This window comes from Polaribacter vadi (genome assembly GCF_001761365.1).
In the GTDB taxonomy this organism is placed as follows: Bacteria; Bacteroidota; Bacteroidia; order Flavobacteriales; family Flavobacteriaceae; genus Polaribacter; species Polaribacter vadi.
In genome coordinates, this window is sequence record NZ_CP017477.1 from 3,438,686 (window position 1) to 3,460,673 (window position 21,988).

Here is a 21,988-nt window from a genome sequence, read left to right on the forward strand (position 1 = left end):
ATTATGAATAAACTAAAAAATACAATAGTATCAATAATTTTTGTGTTAACAATTATTTCCTGTCAATCAAAGGATAACAAAGTTAAAAATATAGAAGTTAACTATACAGGTGCTTTAAAAACAATGATGTCTGGCAACTTAAAAGCTACAGTAAGTTTAGATAGCCTTTCTAAGAAAAAGAATTTTTATGCACTTGGGGCTGTAGAAAACCTAAAAGGTGAAATACAAATATTCAATAGCAAACCAACTAACTCTTTTGTATTAGATAGTAGTTTACTAATAGATGAATCATTTAATCTAAAGGCTGCTCTATTGGTATATGCTGAAGTTGAAGAATGGAAGAGTTATAGTATTGAGAAATTTACAAATAAAAAGGATTTAGAATCAGCCATCTTTAAAATGGCAAAAACTAATGGAATTGATACTGAAAAACCTTTTCCTTTTTTATTAGAAGGAAAAATTGAGTCTTTAGATTGGCACGTTATCAATTGGAAAGATGGAGATACTATTCACAATCATCAAAAGCATAAAGAATCTGGATTAAATGGAAGTTTAAATAATACAGAAGTACAAATTATAGGCTTCCATTCTACAAAACATAAAGCGGTTTTTACACATCACACTACTAATATTCATATGCATTTTAAAACAAACGATAGTAATATCGCTGGTCATATTGATGATTTAAAATTAGCTAAAACAATTACATTAAAACTACCTAAACAATGAAACATACATACCAAATAAAAGGGATGACTTGCAATGGTTGCAGAAGCCATGTAGAAAAAACACTTTCTAATGTTGAAGGTGTTTCAAAAGCATCTGTTAATTTAGAAAAAGCTGAAGCAACTATAGAAATGGATGCTCATATTAAAATAGAAACCTTTCAAGAAGCTCTAAAAAAAGATGGAGGTAGCTATAGTATTTATAAACCTGGAGATCATCAACATATAAAAGAAGAAAAAAAACAAACACCTAAAGGAAAAGGGACAGGTGTTTTTTATTGTCCAATGCATTGTGAAGGCGAAAAGACGTATAACAAACCTGGAGATTGTCCTGTATGTGGTATGGATTTAGTAGAAGAGCAAAATCTAGCAATTACAAATCCAGAACAATGGACGTGCCCAATGCATCCAGAAGTTGTAAAAGATGAAGCTGGAGATTGCCCAATTTGTGGAATGGATTTAGTGCCAATGGAAGCAGATAGTTCTGCAGAAGAAAAAACCTATAAAAAGCTATCTAAAAAGTTTTGGATTGCAGTTGCGTTTACATTACCTATTTTTTTAATTGCAATGAGTGAAATGCTTTCTAACAATCCATTATACGATATTTTAGAACAGAAGAACTGGAATTGGGTTCAGTTTGCATTATCAATTCCTGTAGTATTTTATGCGACTTGGATGTTTTTTGAACGTGCTTATAAAAGTATAAAAACATGGAATCTAAATATGTTTACACTAATTGGTATTGGAGCAGGAGTTTCTTGGCTATTTAGTGTTTTCGGAATGCTTTTTCCTGACGTTTTTCCAAGTCAATTTAAAACAGAATTTGGTGCAGTACACGTTTATTTTGAAGCAGCAACTGTAATTTTAACGCTGGTGTTAATGGGGCAATTATTAGAAGCTCGTGCACATAGCAAGACAAATTCAGCTGTAAAAGAACTGCTAAAATTAGCACCTAATAAAGCTACCAAAATAGTAGATGGAGAAGAAGTTGAGGTATCTATTGATAAAATAGAATTGAATGATATTTTAAAAGTAAAACCAGGAGATAAAATTCCTGTTGATGGTACAATTACAGAAGGCGAAACAACTGTAGACGAATCTATGATTACAGGAGAACCAATTCCTGTAAACAAATCTGAAGGAGATAAAATAAGTAGTGGAACTATAAATGGGAATCAGTCTTTTTTAATGGAAGCAAAAAAAGTGGGTAGTGATACATTGCTTTCTCAAATTATTCATATGGTAAATGACGCCAGTAAAAGTCGTGCACCTATTCAAAAATTAGCAGATACAGTTTCTGGTTATTTTGTTCCAGTTGTAGTTTTAATTTCTTTAATCACATTTATAGTTTGGGCAATTTGGGGTCCAGAACCAGCTTATGTATATGCTTTAGTAAATGCAATTGCAGTTTTAATTATTGCTTGTCCTTGTGCTTTAGGATTGGCAACTCCAATGTCTGTAATGGTTGGTGTTGGTAAAGGTGCTCAAAATGGAGTACTAATTAAAAATGCGGAAGCTTTAGAGAAAATGAATACAGTAGATACGCTAATTGTTGATAAAACAGGAACTATAACTGAAGGAAAACCAACCGTAGAAAAAGTAGGTGTTTTCGATGAAAATTATACTGAAAATGAAGTTTTAAATTATATTGTTTCATTAAACACAAATAGCGAACATCCTTTAGCAGAAGCTACTGTAAAGTATGGAAAAGAGCAAAATGCTGAAATTATAAAATCCAATTCTTTTTCTGCGTTTACTGGTAAAGGAGTTGAAGCTGTTATTAATGATAAAAAAGTATCCTTAGGAAATCCAAAAATGATGGAATACGCAAATGCAAAAATTTCATCAGAAATGGAAAAAGAAGCAGTTTCTTATCAAAAACAAGGAAAAACAGTTTCTTATGTATCAATAGACAAAATTGTAATTGGTTATGTTGTTATTGGTGATAAAATTAAAGACACTAGCGCAAAAGCAATTAAGAAATTACAAGAAATGGGCATTGCTGTAATTATGTTAACTGGAGATAATTACAATACAGCAAAAGCAGTAGCTACAGAATTAAATTTGGCAGATTTTAAAGCAAGTATGTTACCAGAAGATAAATTGAAAGAAGTAGAAAAATTACAAGAAAAAGGAAATGTTGTTGCAATGGCAGGAGATGGAATTAACGATGCACCAGCTTTAGCTAAAAGTGATGTTGGTATTGCAATGGGAACAGGAACAGATGTTGCTATTGAAAGTGCAATGATAACTTTGGTAAAAGGAGATTTACATGGAATTGTAAAAGCAAGAAATTTAAGTGTTGGGGTTATGAGAAACATCAAACAAAATTTATTTTTTGCACTAATTTACAATACGTTAGGTGTGCCAATTGCAGCAGGTATTTTATTCCCTTTTTTCGGAATATTATTATCACCAATGATTGCAGCATTAGCAATGAGCTTTAGCTCGGTTTCTGTAATTACAAACGCATTAAGATTAAGAACAATTAAAGTTTAACTATAAAATTAAAATCAAATGGAAAATTCAAATCAAGATTCAAACAAACAAAAAGGAATGAGCAATTACACAAAATTTTTTCTAATGTTAGGGCTATCTTTTATAGCAATGTATATTACAATGTACTTAAATACGTATGAATTCGACCACGTTTATTTTAGCTTGACTCGTTTTTATATGTCTTGTTTAGGTATTTCTACAATGGCAGTAATAATGTGGTTTTTTATGCGAAATATGTATAAAAATAAAAAGAAAAACATAGCTATTTTACTAGGTAGCTTGGTGCTTTTTTTAGGTGCTTTAGGGTTAGTACGTGACCAAAAATCTACAGTTGATGATGTTCTTTGGATGAGAGCAATGATTCCACACCATTCAATTGCAATCTTAACGAGTGAACGTGCAGATATTCAAGATCCAGATGTTAGAAAATTAGCAGACGATATTATTAAAGCACAGAAAAAAGAAATCGAAGAAATGAAAGCGATGATAAAACGATTAGAAAATGAAAAATAAAAATATAGTAATCTATTTAGGAATACTTGTTTTTGGGTTATTATTAGGCTATTTTTTCTTTGGAAATTCTTCTGATAATACAACACATAATCATTCTGAAATAGCTGAAAAAAATCAATTGTGGACCTGCTCTATGCATCCACAAATTATGAAATCAGAACCTGGTGATTGTCCTATTTGTGGTATGGATTTAATTCCTGCAGAAAATAGTGCTGAGGGTTTAATGGCAGACCAATTTAAATTGACAGAAAATGCAATAGCGTTGGCTAATATTCAAACTTCTATCGTTGGTAATATTCAAACAGAAGGTAATGCCATTTTATTATCAGGAAAAGTTGTAGAAAATGAAGAAGAAAATGCTGTGCAAGTCAGTTATTTTTCTGGAAGAATAGAACGTTTAAATATTAATTCTACAGGAGAAAATATTAGAAAAGGACAATTATTGGCAACAATTTATTCACCAGAATTATTTGCTGCACAACAAGAATTAATAACTGCAGCATCCTTAAAAGAATCGCAACCTAAATTATACAAAGCAGTTCGTAGTAAATTAAAATTATGGAAACTTTCAGAAACTCAAATTAATCAAATTGAAAATTCAGGTAAAGTGAAAGAAAAATTTCCTGTATATGCAACTGTTTCTGGTACAGTTGTAGAAAAATTTGTAACAGAAGGAGCATCTATTAAACAAGGGCAACCATTGTTTAAAATAGCAAACTTACATACAGTTTGGGCAAATTTTGATGTGTATGAAAATCAGATTGATTTATTTAAAAAAGGGCAAGAAATTTCTATAACTACAAATTCCAACAAAGAAATTAAGGCAAAAGTAGATTTTATAGACCCAGTTTTAGATACCAAAACAAGAACTGTAAAATTAAGAGTTGTACTTGATAATAAAAACGGTGAATTTAAACCAGGAATGTTTGTTCAAGGGAAAATTAAAGGGATCAATTCTAACAAAGAAGAGGTTGTTTCTATTCCATCATCAGCAGTTTTATGGACAGGAAAACGTTCTGTTGTATATGTAAAACCAAATGAAAATGAATCTGTTTTTGAAATGCGTATAATTACATTAGGCAATAAAATTGGGAACAACTATGAAGTGATTTCTGGTTTAAAAAATGGAGAAATCATAGTTACTAATGGAACTTTTACAATAGATGCTGCTGCACAGCTACAAGGTAAAAAGTCTATGATGAATAGAAAAGGTGGCAAAGTAATAACAGGTCACGAAAATCATTTAGGAATGCAGGAAAATACAGTTACTGTAAAAAATAACTCTAGAGTAACAGCAAGAATAAAAGTATCCAATGTATTTCAAAATCAACTAAAAATAGTCTTTAATGATTATATAGAAATGAAAGATAATTTAGTAGATGAGAAAACTGATAAAGTAATAATGGCATCAAAGAATTTGTTGCAAAATTTATCTAAAGTAGATATGAAACTCCTGAAAGAAAATGATGCTCATAGCCACTGGATGACTTTGCAAAAAGATATTAAATCTACTACTAATGCAATTTCTAAAACAGCAGATATTATAATACAAAGAAATCATTTTAAAGAACTTTCTTCAAATTTGATAAATGCAATTCAAATATTTGGAATCAATAAAAAAGTGTATGTAGAATTTTGTCCTATGGCAAATAGCAATCAAGGAGCATATTGGTTAAGTAAAGAAGAAAAAGTGATTAATCCATATTTTGGTGAAGCGATGTTAACCTGTGGAGAAGTAAAACAAATAATAGAATAACAAAAAATCAATTAATAATTAAATTTTTAAAAATGAAAAAAATAATTTTAAGTGTATCTGTAATTGCAGCTTTAGGTTTATCAAGTTGTAAAAATGAAACAAAAAAAGATTCAAATACAACTAATACAGAAATATCAAATGAAACTGCCATGACAAATGTGTCTTTTGGAGTAAGAGGTAATTGTGGTATGTGTAAAACTACCATAGAAAAAGCAGCAAATAATGTTGAAGGTGTAGCAACTGCAACTTGGGATGTTGATAAAAAGAAAATTGAGGTCTCTTTTGATGAAGCTAAAACAGATGCCATCGTAATTCATAAAGCGATTGCAGCTTCTGGTTATGATACAGATAAAGTAAAAGGAGATTTAGATGCTTATGAGGGTTTACCTGGTTGTTGTAAATATGATCATAGTATGGAAATGAATCAATCTAAATAATTAAAATATAAAGAGAAGAAGTACTTTTAAAAAGTACTTCTTCTTAGAATTACAAAGCATGAATTCTTATTTGCACAACCATTGCATTAATTAATGTATATCTTTGCTGTAATGAAATTTTTAGCATTCATATTATCTCTATATATATTCACTCTTAATTTAGCACCTTGCGAAGATTATGAAGCTGGAGTATTTAATAATGATGTTAAAACAGAAATTTCACAAATAGTTGACAATGATCATCAGCATCAAGATTTAGATTTATGCTCTCCTTTTTGTATCTGTCAATGTTGTCATATAAGTACAATGACTTTTAAATTTGTAGATGTTAAATTTAATACATCTTACATTTCAACGCAAGATTTTTTCTATCAAAATGGTATAGAAAAAGATTTTACCACTTCTATTTTACAGCCTCCAAAGGCATAATTCAGTTTTTTTTAAGGATAACTGTATCCAATTTAGAACCTAAAAAGTTCTAAAAGTTTCGTGTAATTCTATTTTAATATCAGAATAGTATCGAGAAGTTTAACTGAATTAATACATTTTCTATGATTAATAAAATCATTGATTTTTCAATCAATAATAAATTTATCATTGGTTTGTTAACGCTTACCATTATTGGAGCAGGAATATGGAGTGCTACCCAAGTACCAATTGATGCTGTTCCAGATATTACCAACAACCAAGTACAAGTCATTACACAAGCACCCAATTTAGGAACAGAAGATATTGAGCAAATTATAACATATCCAGTAGAAATTGCAATGAGTAATTTACCCAATGTTCAAGAAATTCGTTCAATTTCTCGTTTTGGATTATCTGTGGTTACCATAGTTTTTGATGATGATATGGGTACATATTTGCCTCGTCAATTAGTTGCTGAAAAATTGAACGACATTAAAGAACAAATTCCTACTGGTTTTGGAGAACCTTCAATAGGGCCTATTTCATCTGGTTTAGGAGAAATATATCAATATACATTAAAAGTACAACCAGCATATAAAGATAAATATTCGATTACTGATTTACGTACCATGCAAGATTGGATTGTACAACGTCAAATGGCAATGGTAGAAGGTGTTGTGGAAGTAAATGCCATTGGTGGAAAAATTAAGCAGTATGAAGTTGCTGTTGACCCAAACGAATTGCGAGCAATCGGAATAACAATAACCGATATTTTTGAAGCGCTTGAAAATAATAACCAAAATACTGGAGGTGCCTATATCGAAAAAAATCATCAAGCTAATTTTATTCGTGGTGAAGGTTTGGTTCGAACTTTAGACGATATAAAAAAAATAACAATAAAAAATACAAATAATATTCCCATTACTATTGGCGACATTGCCAAAGTACAATTTGGTTCTGCAACTCGTTATGGAGCAGTAACAAAAGATGGCGAAGGCGAAGTTGTAGGAGGTGTAGTAATGATGCTTAAAGGAGCAAACTCTAATGATGTTATAGAGAATGTTAAAGAAAGAATAGCTCAAATTGAAAAATCTTTACCAGAAGGTGTAACATTTGAACCTTTATTAGACCGAAGTAAATTAATAGCAGAAACGACATCAACTGTAGCAACAAATCTTATTGAAGGTGCATTAATAGTAATTTTTGTTCTTATTTTCTTGTTAGGAAATTGGCGAGGTGGTTTAATAGTGGCATCTACTATTCCATTATCATTATTATTTGCTTTTATATTGATGAATGTTTTTGATGTTTGGGCAAACCTAATGAGTTTAGGGGCAATAGATTTTGGTATTATTGTAGATGGTGCAGTAATTATTGTAGAAAGCACAGTTTTTCTTATCGCATCAAAAGTATTAAAGAAAAGGAAATTAACATCTAAAGAAAGAGATGATGTTGCAGCAGATGCCTCAAAAAAAATGATGAATGCTGCCTTTTTTGGTCAGCTAATTATTTTAATTGTATTTCTACCAATATTAGCATTAGAAGGTATTGAAGGTAAAATGTTCAAACCAATGGCATTAACATTTATTTTTGCAATGATTGGTGCTATGGTTCTTTGTTTAACGTATGTACCAATGATGTCTGCATTGATCTTAAGAGCACCAAAATCCGACAAAAAATCTTATGGAGATAAATTTGTGCATTGGGTAGAATGCAAATACCAACCTTTATTGGAAAAAGCTTTAAAAAAAGGAAAATTAATAATTAGTCTTTCAGTTGTTTTATTTGGTATTACAGTTTTTATGTTTACAAGAATGGGTGGCGAATTTATACCACAGCTTGATGAAGGTGATATTGCATTTCACGCCATTTTAAAACCAGGTAGTTCATTAACTGAAACTATTGAAACAACTACAAAAATTGAGCAAATTGTAAAAGCAGAATTTCCAGAAGTTGAAAATATTGTAAGTCGAATTGGTGTTGCAGAAATACCAACAGACCCAATGCCTATGGATATTGCAGATATTTTTGTGATTCTAAAACCAAAAAGCGAGTGGACTACTGTAGCTTCTAAAGACGAGCTTATTGAGCAAATGAAAGAAGCAGTTGAAATAATTCCAGGTGTTAATTATGAATTTACGCAACCTATTGAAATGCGTTTTAATGAATTATTAGAAGGTGTTCGAGAAGATATTGCTATAAAAATTTATGGGGAAGATATAAATGTATTATCTCAAAAAGCAGATGAAATTTCTAAAATTATTGCAGGAACAGAAGGTATTGGAGATATGAAATCTGAAGCTACAACTGGTTTACCGCAAATTACCATAACGTATAATAGAAATAAATTAGCTCAATATGGCCTTCAAATAAATAAGATGAATCAATTGGTGCAATCTGCTTTTGCAGGCGGTAAAGCTGGGATAATTTTTGAAGGAGAAAAAAGATTTGATTTGGTGGTAAGATTAGATGCTGCAAATCGTACAGATATTACTGATGTTCAGAATTTATTTATCAATTTACCTTCTGGTGCACAAATACCACTAAATGAAATTGCAGATGTAAGTTATAAAGCTGGGCCAATGCAAATAAGTAGAGATAATACAAACAGAAGAACTTATGTTGGTATTAATGTTAGAGGACGTGATGTAAAATCTTTGGTAATGGAAATAAAATCGAAGTTAAATGCGCAATTAGAATTACCAACAGGTTATTTTATACGTTATGGTGGTGCTTTTGAAAACTTAGAACGTGCCAGTAATCGTTTACTAACAGTTGTACCAATCGCATTATTACTAATTTTTGTACTCATATATTTTGCTTTAAAATCGTTACCACAAACTTTAATGATTTACATCGCAATTCCAATGGCAACTATTGGTGGTGTTATTGCATTATGGTTAAGAGATATGCCTTTTAGTATTTCTGCAGGTGTTGGTTTTATTGTTTTATTTGGTGTTGCAGTTTTAAACGGATTGGTAATGATTAGTGGATTGAATGAATTAAAAGAAGAAGGAGTTATCAATCTTAAAGATAGAATTATAGAAGGTACAAAACGTAGAATTAGACCTATTATGTTAACTGCATTTACAGACGTTTTAGGTTTTTTACCAATGGCAATTTCGGCATCAGCTGGTGCAGAAGTACAACAACCTTTAGCAACAGTTGTAATTGGTGGTTTATTAACGTCTACATTATTAACACTATTCGTTTTACCAATTTTATATCATTGGGTAGAAAACAAATCATTCAACTTGAGAGCAAATAAAAAAATAATTACAGTTACAGCAATAGTGGTTTTTATATTTTTCTTACCATCAACTGGAAACGCACAGGAAATTAATGATACGTTGCCAGTTATTTCAATGAAGGAAGCTGTAAAATTATCAAAAGAAAATTATCCATTATTAAAACAAAAGCAGTTAGAAATCAACAAACAAGAGCAGCTAAAAAGTACAACTTACAATTTTGGTACAACTCAAATTTTTACTGGAGGTGAAGAAATTAAAAATGGTAATGGAATTTATACAGTTATAGGTATTGGCCAAAACAACATTGATATATTTGGTGCTTCTTCAAAAAGAGGATTACAAAATCAACGTATCCAATTGGCTCAAAAAGTATACCAATTATCAGAATTAGCTTTAGAATTAGAAGTGAAAAAAGCTTGGATAAATGCCTTACATAGTAAAAGAAATTACAACTTGTACAAAGAATTAGATTCTATTTACATCAATTTTGAAAAAGCTGTGGCATTAAATTATGAAGTAGAAGCTATTTCAAAATTAGAATATTCAGCAGCTAAAAATCAAGCCTTACAGATTCGCAATAAATTTATGCATTCAAAAAGCGAGTATGATATTGCTTTGCAAAAGCTAAATCTATGGTTCGTTTCTGATACTTTATTTACGGTTCCTGATAAAATTAAAACTGATGTAGAAATAAATGTCGATTCCTTTAACGCAGAGAAACATCCACTTTATAATATGGCAGAATTGCAGGTAACTGAAAAAGAAGCAATTTACAAAAGTGCAAAAGCAGATAATTTACCCAAGTTAAATCTTCAGGGTGGTTTTCAAAAATTGAATGGTAATTCAGGTTTTTATACCTATCAAGCAGGTGTTTCAATTCCTTTTTTATCTGGTATACATAAAGCAAAAATTAAAACAGCAAAAATAGATACTGAAATTGCTAAGGCTAATATTCAATTTAAAAAACAAGAAGTACAATCCAAATTTATTCAGGCTAATAAAAATCATCAAAAATGGAAAACTTCTTGGCTATTTTTTAAAAATGAAGTTTTACCACTTGTAAAAGAACAAAAAGTAGGAGCTTTATTTGCCTACAAAGAAGGTGAAATAGATTATACAACTTTTACACAATTGATAAAAGAAGCAATTCAATCTGAATTAGAAGCTCAAGAAGCATTCATAAATTATTTAGAAAGTACATTTCAACTACAATATTTTAATCAATAAGAAAATGAAAAAAATATCCTATAATATTCTAACAATAATCTTACTATCCATTGTGTTAACATCTTGTGTTAATGGTGATAAGAAAATAGCAGATAGTAATAATTCAATTGATAAAGAATTAGAGGTTAATTACAAGGACGCCAAAGAAGTTATGCTTACGCAAAAACAGTTTGATGCTTTGCAGATGAAAATAGACACTTTAACATTTCGAAATATGAGTGGTTATGTAGAAGCCAATGGAACTTTAGAAGTGCCACCACAAAACGAAGCAACAATTACGCCTGTAGTGGGTGCAAATGTAATTTCTATAAATGTTATTGAAGGCGATAAAGTTAATAAAGGTCAGGTAGTAGCGTATTTATCACATCCAAATATTATAAAAATGCAAACTGATTATTTGAACGCTTTTAGCAATAGTAATTTTTTAAGGAAAAATTACGAACGTCAAAAAAAACTATATGATGCAGGTGTTGGTTCTGGAGCAAATTTTCAAAAATCTGAAGCAGAATATGATGTCTCAAAGGCAATGGTAAACGGATTAGAAGCACAGCTAAAACTATTAAATATCAATACATCCTTATTGAAAAAAGGGTCAATTGCCCAAAGGATTTCATTGTGTAGTCCAATAGAAGGCTTTGTGCAAAAAGTTGAAGTTAAGACAGGACAATATGTAGAACCGCAAACCGAACTTTTTGAAATTGTAAACACACATCACGTTCACGCAGATTTAATGGTATTTGAAAAAGACGTTTATAAGGTTAAAAAAGGGCAAAAGGTGATGTTCAATCTACAATCTAATTCAGATGAAGAATTTTCCGCTGAAATTTATTCGGTAAGTAAAACTTTTGAAGATAATCCAAAAGCACTTCACGTTCACGCTGAAATTGAAAACAAAAAAGGAAATTTAATTCCAGGAATGTATATAAAAGGAAGAATTCAAGTTGATAATGCTGAAAAAAAAGCATTGCCAGAAAGTGCGATTATAAAAGAAGGCAATAGGTTTTATGTATTTACGGTCAAAAAAGAAAACGAAGATTGGAGTTTTACTCCTGTTGAAGTGTTTGTGGGTGCAAAAGATGGTAATTGGGTAGCAGTTCAATTTGTTGAAAAATTAGAAAAAAACACAAAATTCGCCTATAATAATGCCTATTATTTAACTGCTGAAATGAAAAAAGGAGAAGCAGAACACAAACATTAGTCATGATAACAGTAGAACAATTATTAGAGTCAAAAAATATACGTGTAACAGCAATGCGTTTGCTTATTTATATGTTTCTTGCAGAAAAAGAAGTGGCTGTAACACTAAGTGATATAGAAAATGCTTTTGAAAAAGCAGAAAGAACAACACTTTATAGAACTATAAAAACTTTTGAACAAAAAGCAATAGTGCATCAAATTGATGATGGAACAGGAATTACAAAATATGCATTATGTGAAAAAGGATGTAACTGTGAAATTGAAACTGATTTACACTTACATTTTCATTGTAACAATTGTAACGAGACCATCTGTTTAACAGAACATAAAATTCCACAAATAAAAGTGCCAAATGGTTTTATTTCTGAAGACATAAATTTGGTCGTAAAAGGTGTTTGTGATAAATGTAGTGGGTTATAAATGCATTTCCATTGCAGACAGTAATATAATAACTTTGAATTATAAATAATTTAACTATGAAAAAAAAGAAAATCAATTTAAAAGATTTAAAACCAAGTTCAGAAGCAGAACATTCTCATAATGATGGTCACAATCATGGTGATCAAGCTAACAATTTTAAAGCGTATGTTCCAGCAATTATAAGTTTTATAATGCTAATTATTGGTATCGTATTAGATTATTTTAATACTGAATTTTTTAAAGATTGGATTCGCATTGTTTGGTATGGTGTTGCCTATATACCTGTTGGATTACCTGTAGTAAAAGAAGGTTGGGAAAGTATTATAAAAGGCGATGTTTTTACAGAGTTTTTTTTAATGTCTATTGCAACTATAGGAGCATTTGTAATTGGAGAATATCCAGAAGGAGTTGCAGTAATGTTGTTCTATGCAGTTGGAGAACTGTTTCAAAATGCAGCAGTAAATAGAGCAAAAGGTAATATTAAAGCGTTACTCGATGTTCGCCCAAATGAAGCTTTAGTATATCGAAATAAGGATTATAAATCGGTAAATCCTGAAACAGTAGAAATTGGAGAAAAAGTAAAAGTTCGAGTTGGTGAGAAAATTCCTTTAGATGGCATTTTATTATCAGAAAAAGGGTCTTTCAATACAGCAGCTTTAACTGGTGAAAGCAAGCCAAATACAATTACAAAAGGAGAAAAAGTATTTGCAGGAAGCATTAATATAGATGGTGTTATCGAAATTGAAACTACAAAAGAATTTAAAGACAGTTCTATTTCTAGAATTCTGGATATGGTTCAAAATGCAACCGCTCGTAAATCTAAAACCGAATTGTTTATTAGAAAATTTGCGAGGGTTTATACACCAATTGTTGTGTTTTTAGCAATAGGGGTTACATTTTTACCTTACTTTTTTGTAAATGATTATGTGTTTAGAGATTGGTTGTATAGAGCTTTGATTTTTCTTGTAATTTCTTGTCCTTGTGCTTTGGTAATTTCTATTCCTTTAGGATATTTTGGTGGATTGGGTGCAGCTTCAAAAAATGGTATTTTATTTAAAGGAGCTTCATTTTTAGATGCAATGACTAAAATAAATATTTTGGTAATGGATAAAACTGGAACTGTAACAAAAGGAGTTTTTAAAATTAAAGAAATTAAAGCTTTTAATTGGGAAGAAAGTGAGTTCATGAAGTATCTGATGGCTATGGAAAAGCAATCTACACATCCCATTGCAAAAGCTATTTTAGAATATAAGGAAGAAGGTGCAGGTTTTGAAGCTTCCAAAGTATCTGAAATTGCAGGAAAAGGGTTGAAAGGAATCGTTAATAGTAAAAGTGTTTTAGTTGGAAATAAGGCATTGATGATAGATAATAATATAAAAGTTTCTAAAGAAATCGACACTATTGTAGAATCTATTGTTTTAGTGGCTATTGATAATACATTTGCTGGCTTTGTTGTTATTGCTGATGAATTAAAAGAAGATGCCAAAGAAACAATTGTAGCATTACATAAAAAAGGCATCAAAAAAATAATAATGCTTTCTGGCGACAAAGATTCTATTACTCAAAAAGTAGCATCAGAATTAAATATTAAAGAAGCCAAAGGTGGTTTACTACCTGAAGATAAGTTGAACGAAGTAGAAAAACTAAAACAAAACCCTAAAAATAAGATTGCTTTTATTGGGGATGGGATTAATGATGCACCAGTTTTAGCTGCAAGCGATGTTGGTATTGCAATGGGTGGTTTAGGGAGCGATGTTGCCATTGAAACAGCAGATGTAATTATTCAAACAGATCAACCTTCAAAAGTTGTAAAAGCGATTCAAATTGGTCGCTCAACAAGAAAAATTGTTTGGCAAAATATTGGGTTAGCGTTTGGTGTAAAAGTAATTGTGCTAATTTTAGGAGCAGGTGGTTTAGCTACAATGTGGGAAGCCGTTTTTGCAGATGTAGGTGTTGCGTTATTAGCTATTTTAAATGCTGTTAGGTTACAAAAAATGAAGTGGGATTAATATAAAATATCATTTAAAATCAAAACTAAAAAAATAACATAAACTAGAGTAATTGAAGAGGTTAATGCGAATGGAACTATATCAACACTCGTTTGCTGGTCTTGTCTGTAAGGTATCCTCTTCTTTACAATATTTTAATTTTTAAATTCTGGTATTGTACTAATTGCCACCAAATTTGTATTTATAAAAATAAAAATTTATCAACTTTAGATTTAGAATATTTTGAACTTCAAAACAGATTTTAAATGTTTTTCTTTAAAACAATATCGTAGTTGAATCTAATTTCTGCATATTCTCCATTTTCTCCTCTTTCTGCTTCCTCAATTACTAACTCATCATCAACATAAACTTTTACAGAAATTTCTTCTGTACTAGGGTTGTTTCTATAAGCTTCTCCATTAATAAATCTAAAATCGTAATTTTCAAAAGTTAGTACTAAAGGTATAGGTTGTCCTGCAGTATCATATGAAAATTCATGAACAACAAGAGGATTTGTATTTGTTTTATAATCAAAATAACTAATTCTAATTTCATCAAAAATCAATAATGTCGTATTAAATTCCATTCTTACAACTCTATCTTTTCCTGAAACTAAATTTTCTTCTTCAGCTGTTGTTGAAGCTGTGCAGGAATTAAATAATATAAGACCAAAAATGAATATCAGTTTTTTCATGTTTTTGTAAAATTTTACTGTAACTAGCTACAAAACTAACAATTATAACCCAATTCGTAGGTTTATTATGTTAAAATCAAAATATTTCTATTTAAAAAATCACATAACAGTTTCACAGATTTTTAATTTAGTTATTTTTGACGAATGATAAAACCATTTCAATTTAAAGAGTTTACAATTCAACAAGATAAAACAGCTATGAAAGTTGGTACAGATGGTGTGCTACTAGGTGCTTGGTGTGCTACAGGTAATTTCCCTGATACAATTTTAGATATTGGTACAGGAACAGGAATTATTGCTTTAATGATGGCACAACGTTTTGATGCTATGACAATTGATGGAGTTGAGGTTGATGAAAATGCGTACGAACAAACAGTTGCCAATTTTGAAAATTCTGATTGGGGAGATCGTTTGTATTGTTATAATAGTACTTTTCAAAATTTTGCAGATGAAATTGCTGATGAAGAAGAAACGTACGATTTAATTGTTACAAATCCGCCTTTTTATACTGATGAGTTTGAAACTGAAAATGATGCTAGAAACAAAGCACGTTTTACAAGTTCGTTATCTTTTTTAGAATTGATTACAGGTGTTGTAAAAATTCTTTCTTCGAATGGAAAATTTGCGATTGTAATTCCTTTTAAAGAAGAAGAGAATTTTATCAAACTAGCAAAAGAAAAAAATTTATTTTTGAATAGTATTTGCCGAGTTCAAGGAAATCCAAAATCTGAAATAAAAAGAAGTTTGCTAGAGTTTTCTTTTCATCAAACAGCAATTAATTCAGCACATTTAATAATAGAAATTGAGCGCCATCAATACACAGAAGAGTATATAAATCTGACTAAATATTTTTATTTAAAGATGTAATTTATTCCTCAATTGTATAATCGAAAAAAACTTGAGCGTACACTAAATTAGTTCCAAAAACTTCATCTTCTTTCACTAGAATATCATCTATAAAAATCTGAACTTTTAAGCTAGAAGGCCAATTATTTTTACGGTATGCATTACCTTCAATAGTTTTATATTTATAATCTGGTAGGGAAATAATTATTGGCTCTGGATTTCCATTGGCATCATATACAAACTGTCTTGGGCCATAATTCCAACTTTCATCATCAAAATCGTAATAAGAAAGCACAACTTCATCAAAATTAGGTTGTGTGGTTGTTAATATTATTTCTACATTTTTTGGAGTAATTTCTTCTGTTACTTCTATTTCTTCAATTGTTTCATTAGGAGTGCAAGAAGTAATAAATAATATAATTAATATGCTTGATATCTGTATTAGATTTTTCATAAACAATTTAGTAAAATTTCATTATAACATAAAAGGCAACTAAAAATCGAGAAGGTTTAATTTTTGATTATACCAACTTTAATTGAGTAGCTATTTATATTTTTTAAGTTAAAAAGTTCTTTGCTTTAACTAAGATAATAAAAAATAGTTTTAACCAATTACATGATTCGGATTATAACCCAAATAAGGAACTTCTTTTTCTGTGAATTTTATTCCATAGTTCTCTAATTCATTTAAAATAGGTTCATAGACTTCTTTAGAAATAGGTATTTGAACTCCTGGCGTTTTAATTCTGCCATTTAAAATATTTAAAGCTGCAATTGCCATTGGTAAACCTACTGTTTTAGCCATTGCTGTATAAGTTTGGTTTTCGCCTTCAACAATTAAACTACTTTCAATTTGATGTTTTTTTCCATCAATTTCAAAACCAAAAAGATGTTGCATTACAATCATATCCTTGTCGTTTTCTTGCAGCGTCCAAGAATCTTCTAATATTTTTTGAAGGGCTTGAGCAGGAGTTGCATTCGAGATTTCTATTTTTTTCTTCGGATTAAAAAGATCGAGTTCAATTAGTTTTTCCCACATAATATCATCTTGGTCTATTTTTAAATAGGAGCGTAGTTTCAGCTCTACAGAATCTGATGGTGAATAAGCTAAAAACAAGTTTACAAAATCTCTATAACTCATGTTTTCGGAATTCTCTATAGTGTAAGAATCGTCTGTCATTCCTAATTGTACAAAAATATTCCAAGCTCTAGAAAAACCGACTTTTCTAATGGTTCCTCTGTACATTGTCGGAATTTCATCCAAACCATAAACGCTTCTATATTTTAAAGAATCTCTATTTGCGTATGCTTCAAATTTTTGATTATCAACCTTTAAAAATTCGGTTCTTCTGAATAATTTATGATATGGAATGTACTTATAAGTACTCTCTTGAATAAACATTGCAGCTCCTCCTTGGCCTGCCAAAACAACATTTCTTGGGTTCCATGTAAATTTGTAATTCCAAAGATTGGTATCACTTTCAGGCGCAACTAAACCACCGCAAAAAGATTCAAAAAGCAACATTTTGGCATTTTTTTCTCTGATCCTATCCAATATTTGCATGGCACTCATGTGATCTAAACCTGGGTCTAAACCAATTTCATTCATAAAGACTAAACCATTTTCTTTGGCAGCTTTATCAAGCGCTTTTATCTCTTTAGAAATGTAAGAAGCAGTAACCAAATGTTTTTTAAATTTGATACAACTCTTAGCAACTTCTAAGTGAAATCTTGCTGGTAACATCGAAATTACAAGATCTGATTTTTCAATTTCTGTTTCACGTTGCTGTTCATTAAAAACATCAAAAATAATAGCTTTGGCATTTTTATGATTGTTGATGATTTTAGTTGCATTTTTGGTTGATAAATCTCCAATAAGTATTCGTAAATTTTCTGCATCAGATTTGTCTATTAAAAATTTAATCAAAGACGAACTCGATTTCCCTGCACCAATAATCAATATGTTTTTCATAAAAGAAAGCTGTATTTTTGTGTTTGAACGAAGATACTAAATTTGTTTAAAATTAAACAAAAACCTTTCATAATGTTTAAAAATTTAATTATTACTTGTTTTTTAGGATTGTCAGCAGTTATTTTGGGTGCTTTTGGTGCACACGCTTTAAAAGAAAGTTTAACATCAGATCAATTATTGAGTTTTGAAACGGCTGTTCGTTATCAAATGTTTCATGCAATTATTTTATTATTTGTGAATATTTATGAGGGATTTTCTATCAAGCAAAAAGATATAATTAGCTATCTTTTTATGTTGGGAATTCTTTTATTTTCTGGCTCAATTTATGCAATTCAATTAACTCCCATTACTGCAAAATCTATTTGGTTTGTAACGCCTTTAGGTGGTTTTTTCTTTATAATTGGCTGGATTTCAATGCTTATAATTTTTGTAAAAAAGTACAAACAGAAATAAAAAATTATAAAAAATAAATAAAAATAAGGTCGTTTTTAAAATATTGATTAGTTTTGTAGCTTATAAAAAAACTAAAAATATTGATATGGTAGATACAAATACGAAATCGATTTCGTTAAATAGTCTAGGAATCAAAAATGCCACAGTTCGTTATCAGTTAACTTCTAACGAATTACACCAAGAAACACTTCAAAAAGAACAAGGAGTAGAATCTTCTTTAGGAGCAATTGCAGTAAATACAGGTGAATTTACAGGACGCTCTCCTATGGATCGTTTTATTGTAAAAGACAGTATTACAGAAGATAAAGTTTGGTGGAGTAAAATTAATTTACCTTTTGAAGAAGATAAATTTGATAAATTGTATAATAAAGTTGTCGATTATTTATCAGAAAAAGAAATTTTTGTAAGAGATAGTTATGCTTGTGCAGACAAAAATTACAAATTAAATATTAGAGTTGTAAACGAATATCCTTGGAGCAATATGTTTGCTTACAATATGTTTTTACGACCAACAGAAGAAGAGTTAAAAGATTTTTCTCCTGAATGGACTGTAATTAATGCACCAGGTTTTATGGCTGATGCTGAGCAAGATGGAACTCGCCAACATAATTTTGCAATTTTAAATTTTACTAAAAAAATAGCTTTAATTGGGGGTACAGGATATACAGGAGAAATTAAAAAAGGAATTTTTTCTGCCTTAAATTTTATTTTACCAGTCTATAAAAATACCTTACCAATGCATTGTTCTGCAAACGTTGGTGCAGCTGGAGATACAGCAATTTTCTTTGGCTTATCTGGAACAGGAAAAACTACACTTTCTACAGATCCAAACAGAAGTTTAATTGGTGATGATGAACATGGATGGACAGCAGAAAACACCGTTTTTAATTTTGAAGGTGGTTGTTATGCAAAAGTGATTAACTTATCTCAAGAACAAGAACCAGAAATTTTTGCAGCGATTAAAAAAGGTGCAATTTTAGAGAATGTTGTGATGGATGATAAGGGAGTTGTCGATTTTGCTGACACTTCTATCACTCAAAATACAAGAGTTAGTTACCCAATTTATCATATAGACAATATACAGGAACCATCAATTGGTAAAAATCCGAAGAATATTTTCTTTTTAACTGCAGATGCTTTTGGAGTTTTGCCTCCAATATCTAAATTAACTCCAGCACAAGCTGCCTATCATTTTATATCTGGTTACACAGCAAAAGTAGCAGGAACAGAAGCCGGAGTTACAGAACCTACTCCTAATTTTTCAGCGTGTTTTGGTGCGCCATTTATGCCTTTACATCCTACAAAATATGCAGAAATGTTAAGTAAAAAAATGAAAGATGCTGGTGTTAATGTATGGCTCGTAAACACAGGTTGGTCTGGAGGTCAATATGGTGTGGGTAGAAGAATGCCCTTAAAATATACCAGAGCAATGATTACTGCTGTTTTAAATGGAGAATTGTCAGATTATACGTACGAAAACTATCATATTCATTCGGTTTTTGGAGTTGCACAACCAAGATTTTGCCCTGGAGTGCCAACAGAATTGCTAAGTCCAAGATCTACTTGGAATAATGATGATGCTTATTATGAAACTGCATTTAAATTATCGAATGCTTTTAGACATAATTTTAAACAATTTGAGGAATTTGCAAACGAAGAAATTCGTAGAGGAGGACCTCAAAGATATGCGTATTAGAAAATAAATTCGATATTATATTTTAGAAAACACCTCAATTTTGAGGTGTTTTTTGTTTTTTAAAAGTATATTTATTGGAAAGTTTGAGAAAATAAAAAAAATGAAATTAATTTTAGTCTTTCTATTTATCACTTTATTTGATAAAGTTTCTGCGCAACAAGAAAAACAATTTTTAATTGAAAGTATCGAAGATTATATTTCCATAACAAAGAATCGAATTTTTGAGCCAGATAATGAAAATTTATTTAGAAGTATCCTTGACTTAAATAGCGATGGTTTAAATGATTTATTAATCTCTGGTTATCAAAGTGGAGATTGGGGAAATGCAGGAGGAAATTGGAAAATATATTTTCAAAAATCCAATGGTTCTTTTGAAAAGTGTTCTGAAGAGTTATTTATGCATCCTTTAACCACTTATTTTGATTCGATAAAAAATAAATTACTTATATATCGAAGATTAGGCTCTAGTGAAGGGTTAATAATGAATTATGTATTTGAGAATTATCAACTTAAATTTTTAGACTCTATGAAAATTAAAAACAAATCAAGTACGGATCAATCAGAAGAAATTGATTCAATAATCAATAAAAATCTAAGGTTGAAAAAAATAATATTTAAAAAATCAAAATTAAGAGCAACTGATAAACTAGTTTGGGAATAATGATAAAAAAATACTTCAAAAATATTGGCCCAGGAACTTTAGTGGCTGCAGCTTTTATTGGTCCAGGAACTGTAACAATTTGTACGTTGGCTGGTGTCAATTTTGGTTTCAATTTGTTGTGGGCAATGTTGCTTTCTATAATTGCAACTATTGTTTTGCAAGAAATGGCTGCAAGATTGGGCATTATTTCTCAAAAAGGATTATCCGAAGTTATTAGAGAAGAAATTAAAATTCCGTTTTTAAAACACTTTATAACGCTATTAATTTTAGCTGCAATTGTGGTAGGAAATGCTTCTTATGAAGCTGGAAATATTAGTGGAGGAATTTTAGGATTAGAAACCATTTTTGGCGAATTTAATTTTGTTATTGGTGGTCTTTCCATCAATTTTATGAGTTTAATTATTGGTGTAATTGCTTTTGTGCTTTTATATATTGGCAATTATAAATTTATTGAAAAAGCTTTGGTCACCTTGGTTTTGTTGATGAGTTTTTCTTTTGTAATTACTGCAGTTATTACGCAACCGAATATTTTGGAAGTTTTAAAAGGAATGTTTGTTCCTAAATTTCCAGAGAAAAGTTTATTGACAGTTATTGGTTTAATTGGTACAACTGTTGTGCCTTACAATTTGTTTTTACATGCGTCTTTAGTAAAAGAAAGATGGAAGAATAAAGAAGATGTCTCGCTCGCTAAAACAGATACGATTATTTCAATAATTTTAGGAGGAATGGTTTCTATGGCAATTATTATTTCAGCAGCTTCAATTCCATCAAAAGATATTTTAAATGTAGCAGATTTAGCAAAAGGTTTAGCACCTTTATATGGCGAATTTGCCAAATACTTTTTAGCTTTAGGACTGTTTGCAGCAGGAATTACCTCTGCAATTACAGCACCTTTAGCAGCAGCTTATGTTGCACAAGGTTGCTTGGGTTTAAAAGGAAATATGCAATCGAAATCTTTTAAAATGGTTTGGATGATTATTTTACTTTTAGGGGTTATTTTTTCATCAATAGGAATAAAACCGATAGAAATTATAAAATTTGCGCAAGTGGCAAATGGAATGCTTTTACCAATTATTGCAGGAATTTTATTGTGGATTATGAATAAAAAGAATGTTTTAGGAACTTTTGTAAACACAAAAACACAAAATATTTTCGGGTTTGTAATTTTAGCAATTTCTATATTTTTAGGCGCAAAAGGGATTATGAAAGTTTTTGGTTTGCTTTAGATTTTTTTAAAAAAAAGTT

18 protein-coding genes are annotated in these 21,988 nt (G+C 30.1%); 15 read left to right on the forward strand and 3 right to left on the reverse strand.

The window, feature by feature from the left end; translation table 11 throughout:
- Positions 1-3 precede the first annotated feature (3 nt).
- The 10 genes from LPB03_RS14815 to LPB03_RS14860 all read left to right on the forward strand — a co-directional run bounded on the left by LPB03_RS14815 (position 4) and on the right by LPB03_RS14860 (position 14,442).
- Complete coding sequence (locus tag LPB03_RS14815; RefSeq protein ID WP_065320343.1) at positions 4-729, forward strand: acetolactate decarboxylase; 726 nt, start codon at positions 4-6, stop codon at positions 727-729.
- On the forward strand, positions 726-3,224 hold the full coding sequence (locus LPB03_RS14820) for a heavy metal translocating P-type ATPase (RefSeq protein ID WP_065320342.1): 2,499 nt from the start codon (positions 726-728) through the stop codon (positions 3,222-3,224). Before LPB03_RS14815 ends, LPB03_RS14820 begins: the two co-directional genes overlap by 4 nt.
- A gap of 18 nt (positions 3,225-3,242) precedes the next feature.
- Complete coding sequence (locus LPB03_RS14825) at positions 3,243-3,737, forward strand: DUF305 domain-containing protein (protein ID WP_065320341.1); 495 nt, start codon at positions 3,243-3,245, stop codon at positions 3,735-3,737.
- A complete protein-coding gene (locus LPB03_RS14830) occupies positions 3,727-5,493 on the forward strand; it encodes an efflux RND transporter periplasmic adaptor subunit (protein WP_065320340.1) in 1,767 nt (588 codons plus the stop codon). The genes LPB03_RS14825 and LPB03_RS14830 overlap by 11 nt, the downstream gene beginning before the upstream one ends.
- Positions 5,494-5,525: 32 nt before the next feature.
- Complete coding sequence (locus LPB03_RS14835) at positions 5,526-5,930, forward strand: heavy-metal-associated domain-containing protein (protein WP_065320339.1); 405 nt, start codon at positions 5,526-5,528, stop codon at positions 5,928-5,930.
- Positions 5,931-6,023: 93 nt separating this feature from the next.
- Positions 6,024-6,359, forward strand: a complete 336-nt coding sequence (locus LPB03_RS14840; protein ID WP_231953109.1) for a DUF6660 family protein — start codon at positions 6,024-6,026, stop codon at positions 6,357-6,359.
- A 122-nt stretch (positions 6,360-6,481) separates the two neighbouring features.
- Positions 6,482-10,816 carry a CusA/CzcA family heavy metal efflux RND transporter gene (locus tag LPB03_RS14845; RefSeq protein WP_065320338.1) on the forward strand — a complete coding sequence of 1,445 codons (4,335 nt, stop codon included), beginning with the start codon at positions 6,482-6,484 and terminating at the stop codon, positions 10,814-10,816.
- Positions 10,817-10,820: 4 nt separating this feature from the next.
- On the forward strand, positions 10,821-12,014 hold the full coding sequence (locus LPB03_RS14850; RefSeq protein WP_065320337.1) for an efflux RND transporter periplasmic adaptor subunit: 1,194 nt from the start codon (positions 10,821-10,823) through the stop codon (positions 12,012-12,014).
- 2 nt (positions 12,015-12,016) lie between these two features.
- A complete protein-coding gene (locus LPB03_RS14855) occupies positions 12,017-12,433 on the forward strand; it encodes a Fur family transcriptional regulator (RefSeq protein ID WP_065320336.1) in 417 nt (138 codons plus the stop codon).
- Positions 12,434-12,489: 56 nt separating this feature from the next.
- On the forward strand, positions 12,490-14,442 hold the full coding sequence (locus tag LPB03_RS14860) for a heavy metal translocating P-type ATPase (RefSeq protein ID WP_065320335.1): 1,953 nt from the start codon (positions 12,490-12,492) through the stop codon (positions 14,440-14,442).
- Between the two features lie 241 nt (positions 14,443-14,683).
- Here LPB03_RS14860 and LPB03_RS14865 read toward each other — a convergent pair whose 3' ends face one another.
- Positions 14,684-15,115, reverse strand: a complete 432-nt coding sequence (locus LPB03_RS14865) for a hypothetical protein (protein ID WP_065320334.1) — start codon at positions 15,113-15,115, stop codon at positions 14,684-14,686.
- Positions 15,116-15,259: 144 nt separating this feature from the next.
- On the opposite strand from LPB03_RS14865, the gene LPB03_RS14870 reads away from it, so the two are divergent.
- Positions 15,260-15,982: a tRNA1(Val) (adenine(37)-N6)-methyltransferase gene (locus LPB03_RS14870; RefSeq protein WP_065320333.1), complete on the forward strand. Its 723-nt coding sequence runs from the start codon at positions 15,260-15,262 to the stop codon at positions 15,980-15,982.
- 1 nt (position 15,983) lies between these two features.
- Here LPB03_RS14870 and LPB03_RS14875 read toward each other — a convergent pair whose 3' ends face one another.
- Positions 15,984-16,415 carry a hypothetical protein gene (locus LPB03_RS14875; RefSeq protein ID WP_065320332.1) on the reverse strand — a complete coding sequence of 144 codons (432 nt, stop codon included), beginning with the start codon at positions 16,413-16,415 and terminating at the stop codon, positions 15,984-15,986.
- 150 nt (positions 16,416-16,565) lie between these two features.
- Positions 16,566-17,933, reverse strand: a complete 1,368-nt coding sequence (locus LPB03_RS14880; protein ID WP_065320331.1) for a saccharopine dehydrogenase family protein — start codon at positions 17,931-17,933, stop codon at positions 16,566-16,568.
- Positions 17,934-18,005: 72 nt separating this feature from the next.
- Here LPB03_RS14880 and LPB03_RS14885 point away from each other — a divergent pair, with 72 nt between their 5' ends.
- The 4 genes from LPB03_RS14885 (at position 18,006) to LPB03_RS14900 (ending at position 21,969) form a co-directional block, all read left to right on the forward strand.
- Complete coding sequence (locus tag LPB03_RS14885) at positions 18,006-18,386, forward strand: DUF423 domain-containing protein (RefSeq protein WP_065320535.1); 381 nt, start codon at positions 18,006-18,008, stop codon at positions 18,384-18,386.
- An 85-nt stretch (positions 18,387-18,471) separates the two neighbouring features.
- Positions 18,472-20,082 carry a phosphoenolpyruvate carboxykinase (ATP) gene (gene pckA, locus LPB03_RS14890; RefSeq protein ID WP_065320534.1) on the forward strand — a complete coding sequence of 537 codons (1,611 nt, stop codon included), beginning with the start codon at positions 18,472-18,474 and terminating at the stop codon, positions 20,080-20,082.
- Between the two features lie 100 nt (positions 20,083-20,182).
- Positions 20,183-20,743, forward strand: coding sequence for a hypothetical protein (locus LPB03_RS14895; protein WP_139059003.1), 561 nt, complete (start codon positions 20,183-20,185; stop codon positions 20,741-20,743).
- Positions 20,743-21,969: an Nramp family divalent metal transporter gene (locus tag LPB03_RS14900; protein WP_065320329.1), complete on the forward strand. Its 1,227-nt coding sequence runs from the start codon at positions 20,743-20,745 to the stop codon at positions 21,967-21,969. Before LPB03_RS14895 ends, LPB03_RS14900 begins: the two co-directional genes overlap by 1 nt.
- Positions 21,970-21,988: the final 19 nt, after the last annotated feature.

Excerpts from the sequence above, each read along its gene's own strand:
- LPB03_RS14815 (WP_065320343.1), top strand. The coding sequence starts at position 4 with ATGAATAAACTAAAAAATACAATAGTATCAATAATTTTTGTGTTAACA.
- LPB03_RS14840 (WP_231953109.1), top strand. The coding sequence starts at position 6,024 with ATGTATATCTTTGCTGTAATGAAATTTTTAGCATTCATATTATCTCTA.
- LPB03_RS14875 (WP_065320332.1), bottom strand. The coding sequence starts at position 16,415 with ATGAAAAATCTAATACAGATATCAAGCATATTAATTATATTATTTATT.
- LPB03_RS14900 (WP_065320329.1), top strand. The coding sequence starts at position 20,743 with ATGATAAAAAAATACTTCAAAAATATTGGCCCAGGAACTTTAGTGGCT.
- LPB03_RS14855 (WP_065320336.1), top strand. The coding sequence starts at position 12,017 with ATGATAACAGTAGAACAATTATTAGAGTCAAAAAATATACGTGTAACA.
- LPB03_RS14895 (WP_139059003.1), top strand. The coding sequence starts at position 20,183 with ATGAAATTAATTTTAGTCTTTCTATTTATCACTTTATTTGATAAAGTT.
- LPB03_RS14880 (WP_065320331.1), bottom strand. The coding sequence starts at position 17,933 with ATGAAAAACATATTGATTATTGGTGCAGGGAAATCGAGTTCGTCTTTG.
- LPB03_RS14865 (WP_065320334.1), bottom strand. The coding sequence starts at position 15,115 with ATGAAAAAACTGATATTCATTTTTGGTCTTATATTATTTAATTCCTGC.
- LPB03_RS14870 (WP_065320333.1), top strand. The coding sequence starts at position 15,260 with ATGATAAAACCATTTCAATTTAAAGAGTTTACAATTCAACAAGATAAA.
- LPB03_RS14885 (WP_065320535.1), top strand. The coding sequence starts at position 18,006 with ATGTTTAAAAATTTAATTATTACTTGTTTTTTAGGATTGTCAGCAGTT.
- LPB03_RS14860 (WP_065320335.1), top strand. The coding sequence starts at position 12,490 with ATGAAAAAAAAGAAAATCAATTTAAAAGATTTAAAACCAAGTTCAGAA.
- LPB03_RS14835 (WP_065320339.1), top strand. The coding sequence starts at position 5,526 with ATGAAAAAAATAATTTTAAGTGTATCTGTAATTGCAGCTTTAGGTTTA.
- pckA (WP_065320534.1), top strand. The coding sequence starts at position 18,472 with ATGGTAGATACAAATACGAAATCGATTTCGTTAAATAGTCTAGGAATC.
- LPB03_RS14825 (WP_065320341.1), top strand. The coding sequence starts at position 3,243 with ATGGAAAATTCAAATCAAGATTCAAACAAACAAAAAGGAATGAGCAAT.
- LPB03_RS14820 (WP_065320342.1), top strand. The coding sequence starts at position 726 with ATGAAACATACATACCAAATAAAAGGGATGACTTGCAATGGTTGCAGA.
- LPB03_RS14830 (WP_065320340.1), top strand. The coding sequence starts at position 3,727 with ATGAAAAATAAAAATATAGTAATCTATTTAGGAATACTTGTTTTTGGG.
- LPB03_RS14850 (WP_065320337.1), top strand. The coding sequence starts at position 10,821 with ATGAAAAAAATATCCTATAATATTCTAACAATAATCTTACTATCCATT.
- LPB03_RS14845 (WP_065320338.1), top strand. The coding sequence starts at position 6,482 with ATGATTAATAAAATCATTGATTTTTCAATCAATAATAAATTTATCATT.